Annotated in this window: 17 protein-coding genes; 5 read left to right on the forward strand and 12 right to left on the reverse strand. The window is 56.3% G+C overall.

The window, feature by feature from the left end:
* Positions 1–48: 48 nt before the first annotated feature.
* Positions 49–555, reverse strand: a complete 507-nt coding sequence (locus tag ACZRJQ_RS04445; RefSeq protein WP_463977200.1) for an RNA polymerase sigma factor — start codon at positions 553–555, stop codon at positions 49–51.
* 230 nt (positions 556–785) lie between these two features.
* Between ACZRJQ_RS04445 and aroQ the strand changes: the two genes are divergently transcribed.
* Entirely contained in the window at positions 786–1,226 is a 441-nt protein-coding gene (gene aroQ, locus ACZRJQ_RS04450) for a type II 3-dehydroquinate dehydratase (protein ID WP_463977201.1), read from the forward strand.
* Positions 1,227–1,231: 5 nt separating this feature from the next.
* On the forward strand, positions 1,232–2,092 hold the full coding sequence (locus ACZRJQ_RS04455) for a shikimate dehydrogenase (RefSeq protein WP_463977202.1): 861 nt from the start codon (positions 1,232–1,234) through the stop codon (positions 2,090–2,092).
* A 117-nt stretch (positions 2,093–2,209) separates the two neighbouring features.
* Here ACZRJQ_RS04455 and ACZRJQ_RS04460 read toward each other — a convergent pair whose 3' ends face one another.
* Both ACZRJQ_RS04460 and quiC read right to left on the reverse strand, forming a co-directional pair.
* Positions 2,210–2,887: a TetR/AcrR family transcriptional regulator gene (locus ACZRJQ_RS04460; protein ID WP_463977203.1), complete on the reverse strand. Its 678-nt coding sequence runs from the start codon at positions 2,885–2,887 to the stop codon at positions 2,210–2,212.
* Positions 2,888–2,963: 76 nt separating this feature from the next.
* Complete coding sequence (gene quiC / locus ACZRJQ_RS04465; protein ID WP_463977204.1) at positions 2,964–4,874, reverse strand: 3-dehydroshikimate dehydratase QuiC; 1,911 nt, start codon at positions 4,872–4,874, stop codon at positions 2,964–2,966.
* Between the two features lie 327 nt (positions 4,875–5,201).
* Between quiC and ACZRJQ_RS04470 the strand changes: the two genes are divergently transcribed.
* Positions 5,202–6,533 carry an MFS transporter gene (locus ACZRJQ_RS04470; protein WP_463977205.1) on the forward strand — a complete coding sequence of 444 codons (1,332 nt, stop codon included), beginning with the start codon at positions 5,202–5,204 and terminating at the stop codon, positions 6,531–6,533.
* Between the two features lie 63 nt (positions 6,534–6,596).
* On the opposite strand, the gene ACZRJQ_RS04475 is transcribed toward ACZRJQ_RS04470, so the two are convergent.
* The 4 genes from ACZRJQ_RS04475 to ACZRJQ_RS04490 all read right to left on the reverse strand — a co-directional run bounded on the left by ACZRJQ_RS04475 (position 6,597) and on the right by ACZRJQ_RS04490 (position 10,324).
* Positions 6,597–7,478: a DMT family transporter gene (locus tag ACZRJQ_RS04475; RefSeq protein WP_463977206.1), complete on the reverse strand. Its 882-nt coding sequence runs from the start codon at positions 7,476–7,478 to the stop codon at positions 6,597–6,599.
* A 68-nt stretch (positions 7,479–7,546) separates the two neighbouring features.
* Positions 7,547–8,362: a sugar phosphate isomerase/epimerase family protein gene (locus ACZRJQ_RS04480; protein ID WP_463977207.1), complete on the reverse strand. Its 816-nt coding sequence runs from the start codon at positions 8,360–8,362 to the stop codon at positions 7,547–7,549.
* Positions 8,363–8,373: 11 nt separating this feature from the next.
* Positions 8,374–9,429, reverse strand: coding sequence for a Gfo/Idh/MocA family protein (locus ACZRJQ_RS04485; RefSeq protein ID WP_463977351.1), 1,056 nt, complete (start codon positions 9,427–9,429; stop codon positions 8,374–8,376).
* A 115-nt stretch (positions 9,430–9,544) separates the two neighbouring features.
* Complete coding sequence (locus tag ACZRJQ_RS04490) at positions 9,545–10,324, reverse strand: IclR family transcriptional regulator (protein ID WP_463977208.1); 780 nt, start codon at positions 10,322–10,324, stop codon at positions 9,545–9,547.
* 158 nt (positions 10,325–10,482) lie between these two features.
* Here ACZRJQ_RS04490 and ACZRJQ_RS04495 point away from each other — a divergent pair, with 158 nt between their 5' ends.
* Positions 10,483–12,201, forward strand: a complete 1,719-nt coding sequence (locus tag ACZRJQ_RS04495; protein WP_463977209.1) for an FAD-dependent oxidoreductase — start codon at positions 10,483–10,485, stop codon at positions 12,199–12,201.
* 82 nt (positions 12,202–12,283) lie between these two features.
* On the opposite strand, the gene pcaG is transcribed toward ACZRJQ_RS04495, so the two are convergent.
* The 3 genes from pcaG to pcaQ form a co-directional block, all read right to left on the reverse strand.
* Positions 12,284–12,889 carry a protocatechuate 3,4-dioxygenase subunit alpha gene (gene pcaG / locus ACZRJQ_RS04500; RefSeq protein WP_463977210.1) on the reverse strand — a complete coding sequence of 202 codons (606 nt, stop codon included), beginning with the start codon at positions 12,887–12,889 and terminating at the stop codon, positions 12,284–12,286.
* Positions 12,890–12,900: 11 nt separating this feature from the next.
* Complete coding sequence (pcaH, locus tag ACZRJQ_RS04505; protein ID WP_463977211.1) at positions 12,901–13,620, reverse strand: protocatechuate 3,4-dioxygenase subunit beta; 720 nt, start codon at positions 13,618–13,620, stop codon at positions 12,901–12,903.
* 128 nt (positions 13,621–13,748) lie between these two features.
* Positions 13,749–14,678, reverse strand: a complete 930-nt coding sequence (gene pcaQ, locus ACZRJQ_RS04510; RefSeq protein ID WP_463977212.1) for a pca operon transcription factor PcaQ — start codon at positions 14,676–14,678, stop codon at positions 13,749–13,751.
* 199 nt (positions 14,679–14,877) lie between these two features.
* Between pcaQ and ypfJ the strand changes: the two genes are divergently transcribed.
* On the forward strand, positions 14,878–15,771 hold the full coding sequence (gene ypfJ, locus ACZRJQ_RS04515; protein WP_463977213.1) for a KPN_02809 family neutral zinc metallopeptidase: 894 nt from the start codon (positions 14,878–14,880) through the stop codon (positions 15,769–15,771).
* A 106-nt stretch (positions 15,772–15,877) separates the two neighbouring features.
* On the opposite strand, the gene ACZRJQ_RS04520 is transcribed toward ypfJ, so the two are convergent.
* Together ACZRJQ_RS04520 and ACZRJQ_RS04525 are read right to left on the reverse strand one after the other, a co-directional pair.
* On the reverse strand, positions 15,878–16,468 hold the full coding sequence (locus ACZRJQ_RS04520) for an HAD family hydrolase (RefSeq protein ID WP_463977214.1): 591 nt from the start codon (positions 16,466–16,468) through the stop codon (positions 15,878–15,880).
* A complete protein-coding gene (locus tag ACZRJQ_RS04525; RefSeq protein WP_463977215.1) occupies positions 16,465–17,334 on the reverse strand; it encodes an acyl-CoA thioesterase domain-containing protein in 870 nt (289 codons plus the stop codon). Before ACZRJQ_RS04525 ends, ACZRJQ_RS04520 begins: the two co-directional genes overlap by 4 nt.
* Between the last annotated feature and the right edge of the window lie 106 nt (positions 17,335–17,440).

Raw genomic sequence — 17,440 nt, forward strand, 5'->3', positions numbered from 1 at the left:
GTCTCACTGGCCGATTTTCAGTAAACCACTCGTCGAGTGCTGCGCCGATTATTGCTCAGACGCCTGCAGTCGCTGCATGACATACGCCAGCGCTTTGGACAGGTGCTTCTGAACGGAGCTGTCTGAAATTCCAAGATGGTGAGCCACTTGTGCATGGGTCATGCCCTCAATCCGGTTCAGTCGAAATATCTCTTGAGTGCGTTCGGGCAATTCGGCCAATGCTTGTTTTAGCGCCATACGCTGTTGTTCAGCCATCGCCTGAGCCTCCAGCCCTGCCAGTTCATCCTCGATTTGAGCCAACACCTCGTGTGTAACCGAGTCAGTCTTGCGCCGGGTTTCTTGCCGAATGTGGTCGACCAGCAAGTTGCGGGCGGTGCGATAGAGATAGCCCGGTGAGTTGTCGATCTGTTCTTTATGCCCATGCTCAGCCATGCGCAGGAAACTTTCCTGCACCAGATCGGCTGCCAACTGAGGGTCTTGCACCTTGCGCGCCAAATACCCGCGCAGGGTACTGGCATGCTTGAGGAACAAGCCCTTGAGATCCATATCCGACAAACCGACTCCCTGAGCATGTAGGAAAGGGGGCGCCATCTTACTTTTTGTCGAGAATGATTTTCAATTGATATTAGCTCTCAGCCGTAACGTGTTCGATTAACGCCCACTTCTTAAGTAGGAACACTCGGGAAATCGCACCTGCAATTGACCTTATTAACTGGTTGGTACAATTTAATTAGACGGCTTGAGCCCAGCTCAGGCGCCCACAATAACAATCCAGAGTTGTGCATATGTCTCCTATCGTTCTGGTGCTTAACGGCCCCAATCTGAACCTGCTCGGCAGCCGAGAGCCGAATGTTTACGGCCACGAAACCTTGGCTGATATCGCTGATTTATGTGGCCGAACGGCCAAAGCGTTAGACCTGAATGTCGAATTTCGCCAAACCAACCATGAAGGTGAACTGCTCGATTGGATTCACGGCGCCCGCCAGCGTTGCGCGGCCATCGTGATTAACCCTGCCGCCTGGACGCACACCTCGGTTGCCATTCGCGATGCGTTGGTGGCCAGTGAGCTGCCCGTGATCGAGGTTCATCTGTCCAACGTGCATACCCGCGAACCCTTTCGCCACCACTCTTTTGTGTCGGGCATCGCCCAAGCAGTGCTGTGCGGTTTTGGCAGTAATGGCTATCGCCTGGCACTGCAACACCTCAGCCTGCAATTAAAGGGGTGAGCAGAATGTCGAGTGTTCCTTCAACGGCAGTATTGGTCGGGCTGATTGGCGCAGGCATTCAAGCTTCGCGCACCCCGGCGCTGCATGAGCGCGAAGGTCAGGCGCAAGGGCTTCGTTACCTGTACCGACTGATTGACCTGGACGCGTTGCAACTGGACAACAACGCCCTGCCCGATCTGCTCAACGCAGCAGAACGTATGGGTTTCACGGGTCTGAACATTACCTTCCCGTGCAAGCAAACCATCTTGCCCTTGCTCGATGAGTTGTCACCCGAGGCTCGGGGCATCGGCGCGGTAAACACCGTAGTGTTCAAGGACGGCAAGCGCGTCGGGCACAACACGGATTGTCTGGGGTTTGCCGAAGGTTTTCGACGAGGCTTGAGCGACGTGGCGCTACAACGTGTCGTCCAAATGGGCGCTGGTGGCGCAGGCTCGGCGGTGGCTCACGCTTTGCTCAGTGAAGGCGTACAGCATCTGGAGATTTTTGACGTCGATAGCGAGCGCGCTCAATCCTTGGCCGACAACCTCAATCAGCACTTCTCCGGGTACCGCGCCCACGCTGGCAAAGACTTACCCGCGGCCATGAGCACGGCAAGCGGGCTGGTCAACACCACGCCTATGGGCATGGCCAAACTGCCCGGCATGCCAGTACCCGCATATTTACTGCGCGCCGAGTTGTGGGTGGCTGAGATTGTGTACTTTCCGCTGCAAACCGAACTGCTGCGAGCGGCTCGGGCGCTGGGTTGTCGCACGCTGGATGGCGGCAACATGGCAGTGTTTCAGGCCGTAAAAGCGTTTGAACTCTTCAGCGGCGTTACCCCGGATGCGTCGCGGATGCTGGCGCATTTTCAAGAAATGAACGGCTGAAGCAGCAAAACCGACAGGAGCGCAATGCTATTCACTTAAGTCAACCAAACCAAATGTTGGAGCGAGCTTGCTCGCTCCAACATTTGTCCTTAAGTGAACGCCATAAAATCCAGGGCATCACACTTGTAAATAGCGCAAAACCGAATCACAAATCATCTTGCGCTGACGCTGTTTTATATCTGCGTCCGATAAGTCGACTTCAAATATCTCACCCACTGTGTAGCGATTCGATACCCGGTAAAAACAGAATGAGCTGACCAACAGGTGTACATCCAGCGCGTTGATTCCGGTACGGAACACCTGCTGTTCAACGCCTCGGCGCAAGATGTCTTCCAGCGCATGAACGATGGTGTCGTTCATGGCTTTAATCCCTTGCGAACGCTGGATGTATTCGCCCTTGTGGATATTTTCGATGCTGATAATGCGCACGAAATCCACGTTTTGATCGTGGTGATCGAAGGTGAACTCCACCAATCGCCGAATCGCCTCAACTGGCTCAAGCTCATTGAGGTGCAGCCGGTTTTCAGTGCTGCGAATCTCACCGTAAAGCTTCTCCAGCACCTCAACATACAGCTGCTCTTTACTGGTGAAGTAGTAATAGATCATGCGTTTTGAGGTATGCGTGCGCTCGGCAATTGCATCCACTCGGGCGCCCGACAACCCTTGCTCCACGAATTCTGCAATCGCGGCTTGAAGGATGTTCTCGCGTGTTTTTTCAGGGTTGTTCTTGCGGCTTTTGCGTGGCTCGACAGCCGACGTTACGGCGCCGGTGTCGAGTTCTGGGGTATTGGTCATTAAAGACTCACAGCCATCTTGGAATGCACGCAATTATGAGCCGCCCGGCACCGGGAAGGAAGCCGCCAAACGTGCCTCACAGCTTGGCTTGTCGAATGGCACCACTGCGTGATTTGGCCATTGCCGCCAGCCGCACAGCTACGTTGGCTGCGCCGTATCCGGCATAGCCGTTTTTACGCTGCAAAATTTCGAAGAAAAAACGCCCTTCAAAGGGTTCGGTGTACACGTGAAACAGCTCACCGCCCTGCGCATCACGGTCGTACAACACGTTGAAGTACGCCAGCTCGCTTAAAAACTCATCATCGAAATCAAAACGTGCGGCCAGGTCATCGTAGTAATTGAGCGGGATGTCCAATAACGGCACACCTGCATCTTTAGCCCGGCTGACTTGCGCGAACAAATCTTCACACTCAAAGGCAATGTGATGCACACCAGAGCCGCGATAACTCGACAAGGCGTGTGAGATTGCCGTGTTTCTGTTCTCAGAAATATTCAGCGGCAAACGGATTGAGCTGCATCGGCTGCGCAGCGCTCGGCTTTTTACCAGCCCATAGGGGTCGGGCAGCACCACTTCGTCATCAGCTTCAAAGTCCAGCAAGCTCTTATAGAACAACACCCAACTGTCGAGACTGTCGGCAGGTAACGCCATCGCCATGTGATCGATACGCTTGAGCCCGCCAGACGGCGCCTGAGCAGGACTCAAATTGAAGTCCGACTCGTACAGCGGTTTGCCCGCAGCATCTTCATCCACCAAATAAATCAAACTGCCATCTGGTGCCCGAACTGCGGCCAACTCCAACTCATTGGGACCAACCAAACCTCGGTAGGGCTGGCCTTTGAACGCTACAGCGCGAGCTAGCGCGCTGGTGCTGTCTTGCACCCGAATGGCCGTGGCACACAGTGAAGGCCCGTGCGCCTCAAAAAAATTATGCGCGAAGGAGTAAGGCTCTGAGTTAAGAATCAGGTTGATATCACCCTGACGCAGCAAGCTAACGTTCTTTGAACGATGTTGCCCGGCCTTAGTGAACCCAAGGCGTTCCAACCAATGTGTCAGTTGAGCGCCGAGGTTTTCATCAACGGCAAACTCTAAAAATTCGATGCCGTCGTATTGAGACGCCGCAGGTGGCGCGAACAACGGCTCAAGTGGCGCAGCAGGCGCTGCCTGTTGCAACAGACGTTCGCGGGTTTTTTCTTCGAGGTACAGCAGCGAACGCAAGCCGTCGGCCGCATTGGCCCGCGTCGGGGCGGCACGAAAACCGTCGTTGAAAATTTCCAGTGACAACGGCCCGGTGTAGCCACTTTCAATGATCGGCGCCAAAAAGCCTGGCAAATCAAATTCGCCCTGCCCTGGGAAGCAGCGAAAATGGCGGCTCCACTCCAACACATCCATCGCCAAAATGGGCGCATCGGCCATCTGCACAAAGAAGATTTTATCGCCCGGGATCTGCGCAATTGCGCTCGGGTCACCCTTGAGCGACAGCGTGTGAAAGCTGTCGAGCAACACCCCCAAATTCGGGTGGTCGATCTGGCGAACCAAGTCCCAAACCTGCTGCCAAGTGTTCACATGGCGGCCCCACGCCAGCGCTTCGTAACCAATGCGCAGATCCCTGGCGCCTGCGCGCTCAGCGAGCAGGCTCAGGTCATCGAGCAAAATGCTGCGCTCGCCCACTGCGTCTGGCGACGCATTGCTGCACACCAGCACCAGATCGGTGCCCAACTCTTGCATCAAATCAAACTTGCGCTCGGCTCGATCCAGGTTGCGCGCCAAACGATCACGACGGCAGCCTTCAAAATCACGGAAGGGCTGGAACAAGCTGATGGCTAATCCCAAATCTGCACACATTTGGCGCACTTCACGCGGGCTGCCGTCGTAATAAAGCAGGTCATTTTCAAAGATCTCAACCCCGTCAAAACCCGCCGCCGCAATGGCATCAAGCTTTTCTGGCAGGGTTCCACTCAAGGAAACAGTGGCGATTGAGCGCTTCATTTATAACTCCCAGAATTGGCGTAGCCCGATTGCGACGGCAGTTGTAGATAGCCTGATTATTAAGGCCGCACTACCATTGGGCAATCTTTGTGTACCAACCAGTTAGTTTTCAGGGCGATTATCGAACACTATGGCCTTAGGTGAATTGACGACTTTTTGTACAATCGCCACCATCAAGCCCGAACTACTGGCTTCAAAAGACCCAGAACACCACATAAGAATTCCAAAAAACGGGTAATCGCTCATGCTCGCACTTTCTGATATGACGCCCTGCTTGCCTCCACCGCTCGTGCGGTTCCCGACCTTTCACTGGACGGGGAAATAATCATGGTCCCGACTCAATCTGCACGCATTGCACCTGCTCAAAGCACTCCCAGCGCAGGTGTCGGCGGTAAATTTCGTGGCGCGATGGCGATGGGTAAAACCCGCTGGGGCATGCTCGCTCTGGTATTTTTTGCCACCACACTGAACTACATCGACCGCGCAGCCTTAGGCGTCATGCAACCGATTCTGGCCAAAGAAATGAGCTGGACGGCGATGGACTACGCCAACATCAACTTTTGGTTTCAAGTCGGCTACGCCATTGGCTTCGTGCTGCAAGGCCGCCTGATCGACCGCATTGGCGTAAAACGCGTGTTCTTCTGCGCCGTGCTGTTGTGGAGCCTGGCCACGGGCGCCCACGGTCTAGCGACTTCAGCGGTCGGCTTTATGATGTGCCGCTTTATTCTTGGCCTGACCGAAGCCGCCAACTATCCAGCCTGTGTGAAAACCACGCGCTTGTGGTTTCCGGCCAGCGAACGCGCCGTGGCCAGCGGGATCTTCAACGCTGGCACCAACGTGGGCGCCATGTTTACTCCAATGTTGCTGCCACTGGTGCTGCACGTTTGGGGCTGGCAAGCCGCGTTTTTGTGCATGGCGGCCTTAGGCGGCATTTGGCTGATTTTCTGGGGTTTGAAGTACTACAACCCTGAAGAGCATCCGACTGTAAGCAAAGAAGAATTGGCGTACATCCAGCAAGAACAGGAACCTGAGCAAAAACCCGTTTCGTTCGGCACCATCCTCAAAATGCGCGGTACTTGGGCCTTTGCGTTGTCTTACGCCATGACGGCCCCCGTATTTTGGTTTTACCTGTACTGGCTGCCGCCGTTCCTGAACCAACAATACAACTTGGGCATCAGCGTTACCCAAATGGGCATCCCGCTGATCATCATCTACCTGACCGCAGACTTCGGCAGCGTCGGCGGTGGCATTCTATCGTCGGTACTGATCCGCCGCGGGATGGCCGCAGTCAAAGCTCGTTTGGTGTCGATGTTGTTGTGCGCCATCAGCATTATCGGTGTGGTCTTTGCTGCCGGCTCTAGTCAGCTTTGGGTTGCCGTGGCCGCGATTTCCTTGGCACTCGGTGCGCACCAAGCCTGGACGGCAAACGTGTGGAGCATGGTGATGGACTACACCCCTAAACACATGATGGGCACAGTGTTTGGCTTTGGCGGCATGTGCGCAGCCATTGGCGGGATGTTCATGACCCAATTTGTGGGCTATGTACTGACTGTCACCAATAACAATTACACCGTGCTGTTTACCATCATTCCGGGGATGTACTTCATTGCGCTGACATGGATGTACTTCATGGCACCGCGAAAAATCCCGCAGGTTTAACGCAATAAACAATCAAAAAAGGGCCTGATGTTAGGCCCTTTTTTGTGGGTTCAGCAAGATGGATTAAGTACGCCGACGTTGCTGCCAAGCCGCCGCCAACCCACTGACACAGATAATCGCAATACCAATGCGACTGGCCAGATCGGGGGTGTGGTTGAACAACAGCCAGCCTAAAACTCCTGAAAACACGATCTGGCAATAACTGAACGGGGCCAGCAGGGCCGGAGCTGCGACCCGAAACGACTGCGTCAGTAACAGATGCGCTGTCATGCCTAAAGCACCAAGCGCCAGCATTTGCAGGCCGTGCATCAGGGTCGGCGTTTGCCAGAAGAACGGCACCAAAGCACTCATCACCAGCGCATTAAACAGCCCGGCAAAAAAATTACTGGTGGTCGGGCTGTCAAAGGCACTGAGTTTACGGGTGAGGATTTGATAGCAACTGAAGCACGTCGCGGCAGCCATCGGCAGCAATACCGCCGGGGTGAATAACTCCCCGCCCGGATGGATGATGATCACCACGCCGACAAACCCGCAAACCACTGCTAGCCATTGCCCACGCGAGACTTTTTCGCCCAACAATGGCCCCGACAAAGCGGCCACCAGCAAAGGCGCCAAAAAGTTAACAGCCGTGTTTTCAGCCAGTGGGATAAACAACAACCCATACGTAAAAAACAGCCCGGAGCCCAGCAGGCATATTGCCCTCAAACCTTGGAGCAAAGGCCGCTTGCTACGCAGGACACGAAGCCCGGATTGCGGCAAAAATATCCCGGCCATCAGGATGGTGTGCACCAGATAACGCGCCCACACCACCATCACCACAGGGTAGAAACCGCTCAAGTATTTGGACAGCGCGTCGTGACTGGAGAACAGCGCAGTGGCCGCCACAATCAGCAAAATACCTTTGACCGGGTGATTAACGCCGGAGAGTGGCGTGGGCAATGTCATCGAACACCTCACTGTGCAGCATTGGACTCAAAGCACGTATCTGCCCACGACCCGTGGCGGTTCTTACTCTACAACTGGCGTAAAAGCGCTCGAGTTTTATCAATCGCCCATTGCGCCCGTTGTTCAGCGCTAACGCCCTGGGCCTGCAACTGCACACAGGGGATCTCCAGGCTTAACGGTAAATTCGCCGGCAAACAGCGCAACAACCCGAGCAAATCACTGTCTCCATCCCCCGGAAAACGCCGTTCATTACGCGCCTGACGCAAAATTTCCTGCATGTCATCAGGTCTTGGGCCTGCAACGTCGCACAGCTGCATATAACGCACGCGAGCGGGCGCTACGAGCGCCAAATCATCAAGCTGTGAGCCCGAACGATTAAAGTGAAACGCATCCACCAGCACACACCCATTGTCGCGCCCGGCATTCTCGACGACCCGCAGGGCTTGTTTCAAATCCCGCGCATCGGTCCAGGGCATAAATTCAAGGTGTGGGTAAATGCCGTAGGGACGGCACAGGTCACACAAGGCGGCAAAGTTATCGGCCAGTCGCTGCTCGTCCGGGTCATTGCCCGCCACCAGTAGCTCCGAGGCACCGAACTCTGCGCCGACAGCCAGAATCGTCGCGAAATCAGCCACACACGTCTCAGGTTTGAGACGAAGAATCTCGACATCTAGCACTTTGATACCTGTGTCACGCAAACGGTTCAGGGTTTGCTTACGTAAATTAGCGTCATGCACCAGAGCAAAGTGATGCTCCTCGGGGGTTGCAGGCTCAAGACGTAAACCTACATGGCTGTACCCGGTGCGGGCAGCGATTTCGACCATCTCGACCGGAGACACTTCAAGTACCGTCAAGGCGGCAAGGGACACAATGGGTGAGTTCATGGCGGGCATTTTCATCCTTCAATCTGCGCCGGAGCACAGGCCCGGCCTGTAGCCGCGGCTTCACGTATGGCTTCGATCAAAGCCAGGGTACGGGCAGCATCTGCGGCACTTACCAACGGCTCAACTTCACGTCGAATCACCTGCACAAAATGTTGCAGTTGCAGACGCAAAGCTTCATCCGGGCTAAAGCAGTGGTGCTCAACCTGCAAAGGTTCGTGCCAGCCCGCGCCGTCTTCGGCGTAGTGCCAGCGCGTGAGTTGCGGAATGCTCAGTGCGCCACCAGTACCGGCCAGTAGGTAGCACGGCTGATCGGCCTGACGCGGATACACCGGGTTTTCACCCGAGCTCATCTCCCAACTCCAGGGTGCCGCCACCGCATCGGACCCCATCAACGTGCCTAATGCGCCACTGTCAAATTGCAGCAACACGGCTGCGCAATCTTCGTTGGCATAACCGCGTACCGCATGGCTGGTGATGGCCTGCACCTGTCGCACTTCGCCACACAGGTGACGCAACAGATCGAGGTCATGAATCAGATTGGTCAGCAACATCCCGGCACCGGCTTCACGCCGCCAGGGAATGTCGAAGTAACGCTCAGGTTTTTGCAGTTGCCAAAGGGCAGTCACCGTCGTCAATCGACCCAGCTCACCGCTGTGGATAAGTTGATGGGCGTGAACGATCAGCGGGTTATGCCGCCGATGATGGCCCACCAGCACGGGAATGCCGCTGGCCTTGGACGCCGCCACCAACTCGCGCACTTCATTTAGATCGACACCGACTGGTTTTTCCAGCAACACCGGCACACCCGCCGCCAAACATATGAGCGCGGTGCTCACATGCAGTGTGTTGGGGTTGGCGATAATCACCCCGTCCGGACGCGCCTGCTCAAGCATTTGCTGGGGCTGCGCAAACCACTCAACCCCGCATTCGGCGGCAAAGTCAGCGGCCTGCTCAGCGGGGTCGACAACGGCACATAACACCGCGTTACCTAGCGTTTTAAGGTGTTGGTAATGCTGGCGACCCATCACGCCGGCGCCAATCAGGGCAATTCGCAGTGGAACATTCAACACAGCGCTGATCCTCTTGTAAGTGTTATGGATTCGCAGAATTCAAATAATTTAGAACTCAGCTCCATAATCTTGCAAGAGAAATTAACCATACGGTTCAAACCACGCCCGAACCTTAGGTGTTAAACAGCTCAGATGCTTGGCACGCCACCGACAACTCATCGGCAAAGTGCAGCAGCACGCCACTGAGTTCATGCAGGCGGGTTTGTGGCAACCGTGCGCTGGGCCCCGCAACACTGAGCACGCCCACCACGTGTTTATCCAGCGGGCTACGTACTACGGCGGCAATGGCGGAGGTGCCCACCGCCGAACTTTCTTCAACCCAGGCATACCCCAGCTCACGGGCGAAACGTAGACGCTCCAACAATTGGACATTGGAGGTTGGCGCGTTAGGACCAAGGTCTTCCTGGGTTTCCAGACCTTGCTGCTCCACCAGCGCCAACGCTTGCGCATCACTCATACTGGCCAGCCAAGCATGGCCGGACGCGGTGTAAAACAACGGCGCATCGCGGCCCATCTCTGGGTCATAGCGCAAGCCCGAGCGTGCGCCCTGAGACTTAGCGATCCAGGTCAGACGCTCACCATCAACAACGCCCAGACGCACCAGTTCGCCAGTCTCCTGCGCCAGTCGATCCAAAATTGGCTGCACGATATCAGCGCCGCTGCTGGCCAAGTACTGAAACCCCATCGCAACTAACTTGGTAGACAAGTGATAACGGCTGTTTTCGCTGTTTTGGCGCACATAGCCCAACCGCACTAACTCGCTGAGAAGCCGGTGGGTGGCACTTTTGGGGATGCCCAGTTGGTCCGCCAGAGCTTGCATCGGTACGCCACGAGGCTCGCGGGTGAGGCTTTCAAGCACACTGAAGACTCGTTCGATCTGACTGCCAGCCATACACGGCCCTCACAAAATTTGACTGATTCTAAAAGGTAACTGCCAAAACACAAAAGCTGGAACAGCAAAAGAATCCTGGGGTTGTCGTTTGCAAAGGATACGCATATATTTTGGAACCAAGTTCCAAAATATAATAATCCCAGCACCGGAGCCTCTTGATGACTGTCGCACCCGAACCCTCTTCTATCGATTGTGATGTGCTGATTGTCGGCTCTGGTGCTTCCGGGCTGGCGGCAGCTGTCACGGCGGCCTGGCACGGGCAAAGCGTCATTGTGGTAGAGAAAGACCCCGTATTCGGCGGCGCAACGGCTTGGTCCGGCGGCTGGGCATGGGTGCCTTGCAACCCGCTGGCTAAACGTGCCGGGATCATTGAAGACGTAGCGTTACCGCGCACGTACTTGCAGCACGAACTCGGCGAACGCTATGAACCGGCAATGATTGATGCCTTCCTCAAGGCCGGGCCACACATGGTGAGCTTCTTTGAGCGGCACACGGCCTTACAGTTTGCCGATGGCAATGCCATTGCCGATATACACGGCGATACACCCGGCGCTGGAACGGGCGGACGCTCGGTGATTGCCGCCCCTTATGACGGACGAAACGTCGGAAAGCTTCTTAAGCGCCTGCGCAAAACCATGCGCGAAACGTCTTTTATGGGCATGCCCATCATGGCGGGGCCTGACCTTTCGGCGTTTCTTAATCTCACCCGTTCTGCCCCCGCAGCTTGGCACGTGACCAAGCGTTTCAGCCGCCACCTGCTGGATCTCGCTCTGCGCAGGCGCGCCCTGCAGCTGGTGAATGGCGTCGCGTTGGTGGCACGCCTTGCCAAGTCGGCTGAAGACTTAGGCGTATTGTTGTGGGAATCGGCCCCCGTCACCGAACTGATTCAAAGCGATCAAGGCGTCACGGGGGCCGTGGTCAACACCGCACGCGGCAAGATTCGTATTCACGCGCGCAAAGCCGTGGTATTGGCCGCCGGGGGTTTTGCCAATGACATCGAGCGACGCAAGGCACTCTTCCCGCGTACACCCACCGGTCATGAGCACTTGGCCTTGCCACCCTTGGGCGCCAGCGGCGATGGCTTAAGGTTGGGTGAAAGTGCCGGGGGCTGGGTCAATAGCAATATGCAGTCGCCAGTGGCTTGGGCTCCAGTGTCTCGCGTGCCGCACAGCGATGGCAGCGTGGGGCACTTCCCACACATCATCGAACGAGCAAAGCCGGGCATTATCGGCGTACTGAGCAATGGTCAACGCTTCGTCAACGAAGCCAATGGCTACTACGACTACGTCACCGCTATGGTCGAGAAGACCCCTACTGATGAACCGGTTGCCTCGTGGCTGATTTGTAGCCGTGGCTTTCAACGGCGTTATGGACTGGGCATATCACGGCCCTTCCCTATTCCTGTGTCGCCGTTTATCAAATCGGGCTACCTGAAAAGCGCTGACACGCTTGAAGGGCTGGCACACGCCTGTGGCATCGATACCAAGGGTTTGCGAGCGACAGTAGACACGTACAACCTTCATGCCCATGCAGGCCAGGACCCGGCATTTGGGCGAGGCTCAACCCCCTACAACCGCAAACAAGGCGACCCGTTGCATCAACCCAACCCGTGCGTGGCACCCCTCGAAAAAGGCCCGTTCTATGCCGTCAAAGTCGAGCCGGGGTGCTTCGGTACGTTTGCCGGGCTCAAGGTCAATGAGCATGCGCAAGTGATGAGTGAAGGCGGCGAAGCGATTAACGGCTTGTATGCCGTAGGCACGGACATGGCGAGCATCATGGGCGGGTACTACCCCGCAGGTGGAATCAATCTGGGGCCAGCCCTGACGTTTGGCTACATCGCAGGCAGGCATATCGCGGGTGTTACAGCGTACGAATAATCAAAACCCTACGGGAGCGCCTTTAAGGACAACGGTAGAAGCGAGCGTGCTCGCTCCTACACCGGTACTACCCCCGACAACGTTAGAAATCGAAGAACACCGTTTCGCCTTCACCCTGAATACGAATGTCAAAGCGATAGGCCGTTTTGCCATTCACTTCACAACGCTGGGCGATCAAGGTTTCACGGCGTTGCGGCTGTTCGATCAGGTTGAGCACCGGGCACTTGGCGTTAGCCTCAGGCTCGTCGCTGAAATACAGCCGGGTTTGCAAGTGGATGTTGATACCACGGGCAAACAGCGAAACGTTGATATGCGGTGCCATCGCGACACCCGCAGCGTTGTTCACCACCCCCGGCTTGATGGTGTTGAGCGTCCACTCGCCGGCATCAAAAGTGGTCGCTGTTCGGCCAAAGCTGTTGAAGGCTTTTTCGCTGTTAAAGTCTTCGTCGTAAACCCCTTGGTGATTGGCTTGCCACAACTCCAAAAACGAGTCGCGCACCAAGTGCCCATTGCCGTCGTACACGTTGCCGATCAGCACAATGTGCTCGCCGGGCGCGTCAGGCTTGGCCATCTCGCTCCAGATTTCTTCAGGGCGCGACGGGTTACCGGCCGCCGCCAGCGCCAAGCCGATGTGCACATAAGGGCCAGCCGTTTGCGATGGCGTTTCAGGTAGCAGTTCGATAGGCATGACGAGGCTCCTCAGCAGTTTTCGAAGTGAGTCTTGCGCTGGCCGCGCAGCACGATGTCAAAACGATACGCCAGACAATCCATCGGGTTGGCTGCGCTCATGTCCAATCGGGCGATCAAGCTTTGCACCGCGTCAGGGTTGGCAATCGACTTGACGATGGGGCACATCGGAATCAGCGGGTCGCCTTCAAAATACAGCTGGGTGATCAAACGCGTGGCAATCGACGGGCCACTGATGGACACGTGAATGTGTGCCGGGCGCCAGTCATTGGGGCCATTACGCCAAGGGTAAGGCCCCGGCTTAATGGTGCGAAAACTGTAGTAACCCTGGCTGTCGGTCAATGTGCGGCCGACGCCCCCAAAGTTTGGGTCCAGAGGTGCCAAGTAGCGGTCATTCTTGTGGCGATAGCGGCCACCGGCATTGGCTTGCCACATTTCGACCAATGTATGAGGAATCGGCTTACCGTACTGATCGCAAACGCGACCCGACAGCACAATCCGCTCGCCCACCGGCAGGCCGCCATTGTTGAAGTTCAACAACAGATCGTTATCGAACTTGCCGAATTTCAGGTGGGAAAAGTCAGGGCCGCTGACCTCGCTGACCGACTGTGGAATGCTCACCAGCGCTTGGCGCGGGGAACGGGCAATGGATGTTTTGTAATCAGGCGTCAGGGCTTTAGGGTGCCAATTGCGGTCACGGATGACGAAGCGCCGGCTGTCTGCATCAGACATGTCGATCTCCTGTTGTTTTTATAAAGGCTAAAAAGATTGCACGATCCAACGATCAGGCGAGCAGCCAGTTTCAAACAACAGGTGGGCAAGGTCTATTGAAAAGGCAGCCCACACACATAACCAAATAGTTATGGATAAACACCTTCGCCATAAGCTCTGCCCAGCTCACGCAACACCTCAACACAGCCTTGCGCGGCAACAGACATCGGCACATGGGCGTTGCTGCAAATGCCAATTGAGCCACCGGGCTCGCGCTGCCCCAGATCCAGCTCCTGCAATTCGCCGCTTTGCAGATCCAGACGCACAGCGTCCAGCGGCGCGATCCAGACAGCGTTGTTGCGCAAGACATAACGCCGACTAAGGGTTACAGACAAGGTTTCCAGCCGTTGGCGCGACTGGTTGATCGCACACTGCACAAACAGGCTGTCGGCAAATGTGCGGATCGTGGTATTGGCCAGCGGTAACACCAGCGGGTAGTTCTCTAACTGGGTGCGATCCAGCGGGCCTTGCAGCAATGGATGATCCGGGCGCACCACCAGCGTCATGGATTCGCTGTAAAGATGCTCAAAGTTCATACCCTGAATTTCCGGGCTATCAGTCATGCGCCCTACGACCAAATCAACATCGCCTACACGCAACTGCGACAACAGATACGCACTTGGCCCCGTGACGACGCTCACAACCAATGCGCTATGGCGCGCATGCAGACGCCTCACCAGTTCAGGCACCAGCAAGCTTTCGACGGTGGACAACACCCCTAAACGCACCGTACCGCCTGCATATTCGCCACCGCGCAAGGCGTTCACCCCTTCGCGCAGCGCCTGAACTGAAGGCGTTGCATAGCGCAGAAACGCCACTCCGGCCTCGGTCAGGCTCACCCCGCTTTTGCTGCGCACAAATAAACTCACGGTCAGCAGCGACTCAAGCTCCTTCAGGGTCTTGGACATAGCAGGCTGGCTCACGGCCAATACATCTGCTGCCCGCGCCAAACTGCCCTGACGTGCCATTTCCAGAAAGCACACGAGGTGACGGTATTTGATGCGGGTATCAATGTTCACAGGGTTAACAACTCCGGGGCGTAGGTTATGCGGCAAATAAAAACAGGCCTATTCAACCACTTCAGCCTTGCGGCAGGCACTGTATTACACCGCTAGCTGCCATACTCTTTCGCCACGGAGTAAACGTCTGACAGCCGGGCTGGCGTACTACTTACTCAGCAGCAACACTTATAAACAAGATTTATCAGAGGAATCCTCCATGCTTTGGAAAAAAGGACGACGTAGCGACAACGTTGAAGACGTACGCGATCAAAGCACCGGAGGCGGTGGCGGAATGCGTATCGGCGGTGGCAAAGGCTTAAGCCTGATGGCTGTGGTGGTCATTGTGGGCATCGGCTTGCTGACCGGTCAGGACCCGATGCAGATTCTTGGGCAGTTGAGCGGCCAGCTCACTGACCAGTCCGCTCCTCAGGTCACGCAACAAGCCGGACACGCGCCCCCGGCCAACGATCAGCAAGCTGACTTTGTGCGGGCCGTTTTGGGCGACACCGAAGACACGTGGCGCCAGGTGTTCCAGCAAGCCGGCCGCTCCTATAAAGACCCGACGCTGGTGCTGTTTCGCGGCCAGATTAATTCAGCCTGCGGTTTCGCATCATCGGCCAGCGGGCCGTTTTATTGCCCGGCCGATCAAAAAGTCTATCTGGACATGAGCTTCTTTCAAGAAATGGCTCAGCGCTTCAAAGCTGCCGGTGATTTCGCCCAAGCCTACGTAATTGCCCACGAAGTCGGCCATCACGTGCAAACCCTGTTGGGCGTGTCGTCAAAAATGCAGATGGCCCGCCAGCAAGGCAAGCGCATGGAAGGTGATGGCGGTTTGTTGGTACGTCAGGAGTTACAAGCGGACTGCTTGGCCGGTGTATGGGCCAACTTGGCGCAAAAGCGTTTGAACTGGCTGGAGCCGGGTGACATTGACGACGCGCTGAATGCAGCCAATGCCATTGGCGATGATCGCTTGCAGCAACAAGGTCAAGGCCGCGTGGTGCCCGACTCCTTTACCCACGGCACCTCAGCGCAGCGGGTGAAATGGTTCAAGACCGGCTTTGCCAGCGGCAACATCAACCAGTGCGATACCTTTTCTGCTGCCCAGCTTTAAATGACACACGCTTGAAGCCCTTGTAGTCGCTGCCACAGGCGACGAAAACGCTCAGGTTTGCTGCGCCGCAATGAGGCAGCAAACCCAGGGCAGCCTTTGGCCGCGCCTAAACAATGAGGCGATGCAGCTCAAAACAGTCTTGGGCATGCCAATCAGTCAGCTCTGGCCACGGGTTTTGCGGCACATTGACCAACACCGTTTTGCTACCGGCAGCCCGACCACATTCCAGATCAAAGCGAAAATCGCCCACCATCACCATCTTCGCCGGGTCAACATCCCACGCGTTGGCCAGTTGCAGCAGGCCGTCCGGATCAGGCTTGTGCGCGGCGTTGTCACGCCCCAGCACGTCTTGTGGCGCAAAACACTCAGCCAGACCAATCGCCTTGAGCGTGATGTGCGCCAGCTCTTGCGCATTACGGGTCAGCACGCCCAAGCGATAACCGCGTGCCGCGAGCGCCTTCACCAACTCGACAGCACCCGGTGCAGGGGTTGAAGCCAGCGCCAACTCGCGCTCATGCTCCAGCAACCACGCATGCTTGGCCTGCGATTCGGCAGCAGGCAGCCCGTCGAGGTGGGTCAAAATGTCTTCATCGCCCGGGATATTCAACGCCCGGTGAATGGCCTTGAAGTCATGCACAGCAACAGTCAACGTGCCGTCCATGTCAAAAACCCAGTGCTTTACATCCTTGAGTGTCATGCCCAGTCCTTACGATGGCGGATTAAACCTTCCTGTGTCACCGACGCGACCAATTTGCCCGCGCGATTAAAAACGCTGCCCCGCGAAAAACCACGGGAATTACCGGCCCAAGGGCTGTCCATCGCATAGAGCAACCAGTCGTCAGCGCGCAGGTCTGCATGGAACCACAGCGCGTGATCAAGGCTGGCCACTTGCATGTCTTTTTGCCAAACCCCTTTGCCGTGAGGCAGCAACGAGGTAGTCAGCAAACCGAAGTCCGAGGCGTAAGCCAGCAGGTACTTGTGCAGGGCCGGGGTGTCCGCCAAAGCGCCATCAGCCCGGAACCACACGTACTTGATCGGGTCGCACACCTTGGGATTAAACGGGTCTTCGCCCACCACTGGACGAAACTCGATGGGCTTGGCGCACAGCAATTTTTCGCGCATCTGCTCGGGGATCAAGTGCGCGCGCTGGCGCGTGATCTCAAGCTCAGAAGGCAAGTTCTCAGGCCCCACCACATCGGGCATGGCAATTTGGTGCTCAAAGCCGCCCTCGTCGTATTGAAACGAAGCACTCGCGGTGAAAATCGGCTGGCCTTTCTGGATGGCCGTTACCCGGCGCGTGCTGAAACTGCCACCATCACGCACCCGATCAACCTGGTACACCACTGGCAACCCGGCATCCCCCGGGCGCAAGAAATAACCGTGCATCGAATGCACATGGCGAGCGTCTTCAACGGTTTGGCTCATGGCGGACACCGATTGACCGAGCACCTGACCGCCGAACAACTGGCGAAAGCCCAAGTCCTGACTGCGCCCGCGAAAGAGGTTCTCTTCGATCGGTTCCAGGGTCAGCAAATCGACCAGATCATCCAACACTTGGCTCATTCAGATTTTCCTCACACAGAGCAATGCCGACGCAATCTTCGCTGCGGCGGTTAACAAAAATTCGGCGTTTGCCGCTTAAACCTACAACGTGAACGTTAATTGCCTG

It is taken from the genome of Pseudomonas sp. E315, assembly GCF_055406205.1.

What these genes read in the sequence shown, in the direction of transcription:
- pcaG (WP_463977210.1), bottom strand. Translation starts at nt 12,889, where the DNA reads ATGCCTATCGAACTGCTACCTGAAACGCCATCGCAAACGGCTGGCCCT.
- ypfJ (WP_463977213.1), top strand. Translation starts at nt 14,878, where the DNA reads ATGCTTTGGAAAAAAGGACGACGTAGCGACAACGTTGAAGACGTACGC.
- ACZRJQ_RS04455 (WP_463977202.1), top strand. Translation starts at nt 1,232, where the DNA reads ATGTCGAGTGTTCCTTCAACGGCAGTATTGGTCGGGCTGATTGGCGCA.
- quiC (WP_463977204.1), bottom strand. Translation starts at nt 4,874, where the DNA reads ATGAAGCGCTCAATCGCCACTGTTTCCTTGAGTGGAACCCTGCCAGAA.
- ACZRJQ_RS04490 (WP_463977208.1), bottom strand. Translation starts at nt 10,324, where the DNA reads ATGGCTGGCAGTCAGATCGAACGAGTCTTCAGTGTGCTTGAAAGCCTC.
- ACZRJQ_RS04460 (WP_463977203.1), bottom strand. Translation starts at nt 2,887, where the DNA reads ATGACCAATACCCCAGAACTCGACACCGGCGCCGTAACGTCGGCTGTC.
- ACZRJQ_RS04520 (WP_463977214.1), bottom strand. Translation starts at nt 16,468, where the DNA reads ATGACACTCAAGGATGTAAAGCACTGGGTTTTTGACATGGACGGCACG.
- pcaH (WP_463977211.1), bottom strand. Translation starts at nt 13,620, where the DNA reads ATGTCTGATGCAGACAGCCGGCGCTTCGTCATCCGTGACCGCAATTGG.
- aroQ (WP_463977201.1), top strand. Translation starts at nt 786, where the DNA reads ATGTCTCCTATCGTTCTGGTGCTTAACGGCCCCAATCTGAACCTGCTC.
- ACZRJQ_RS04480 (WP_463977207.1), bottom strand. Translation starts at nt 8,362, where the DNA reads ATGAACTCACCCATTGTGTCCCTTGCCGCCTTGACGGTACTTGAAGTG.
- ACZRJQ_RS04495 (WP_463977209.1), top strand. Translation starts at nt 10,483, where the DNA reads ATGACTGTCGCACCCGAACCCTCTTCTATCGATTGTGATGTGCTGATT.
- ACZRJQ_RS04525 (WP_463977215.1), bottom strand. Translation starts at nt 17,334, where the DNA reads ATGAGCCAAGTGTTGGATGATCTGGTCGATTTGCTGACCCTGGAACCG.
- ACZRJQ_RS04475 (WP_463977206.1), bottom strand. Translation starts at nt 7,478, where the DNA reads ATGACATTGCCCACGCCACTCTCCGGCGTTAATCACCCGGTCAAAGGT.
- ACZRJQ_RS04470 (WP_463977205.1), top strand. Translation starts at nt 5,202, where the DNA reads ATGGTCCCGACTCAATCTGCACGCATTGCACCTGCTCAAAGCACTCCC.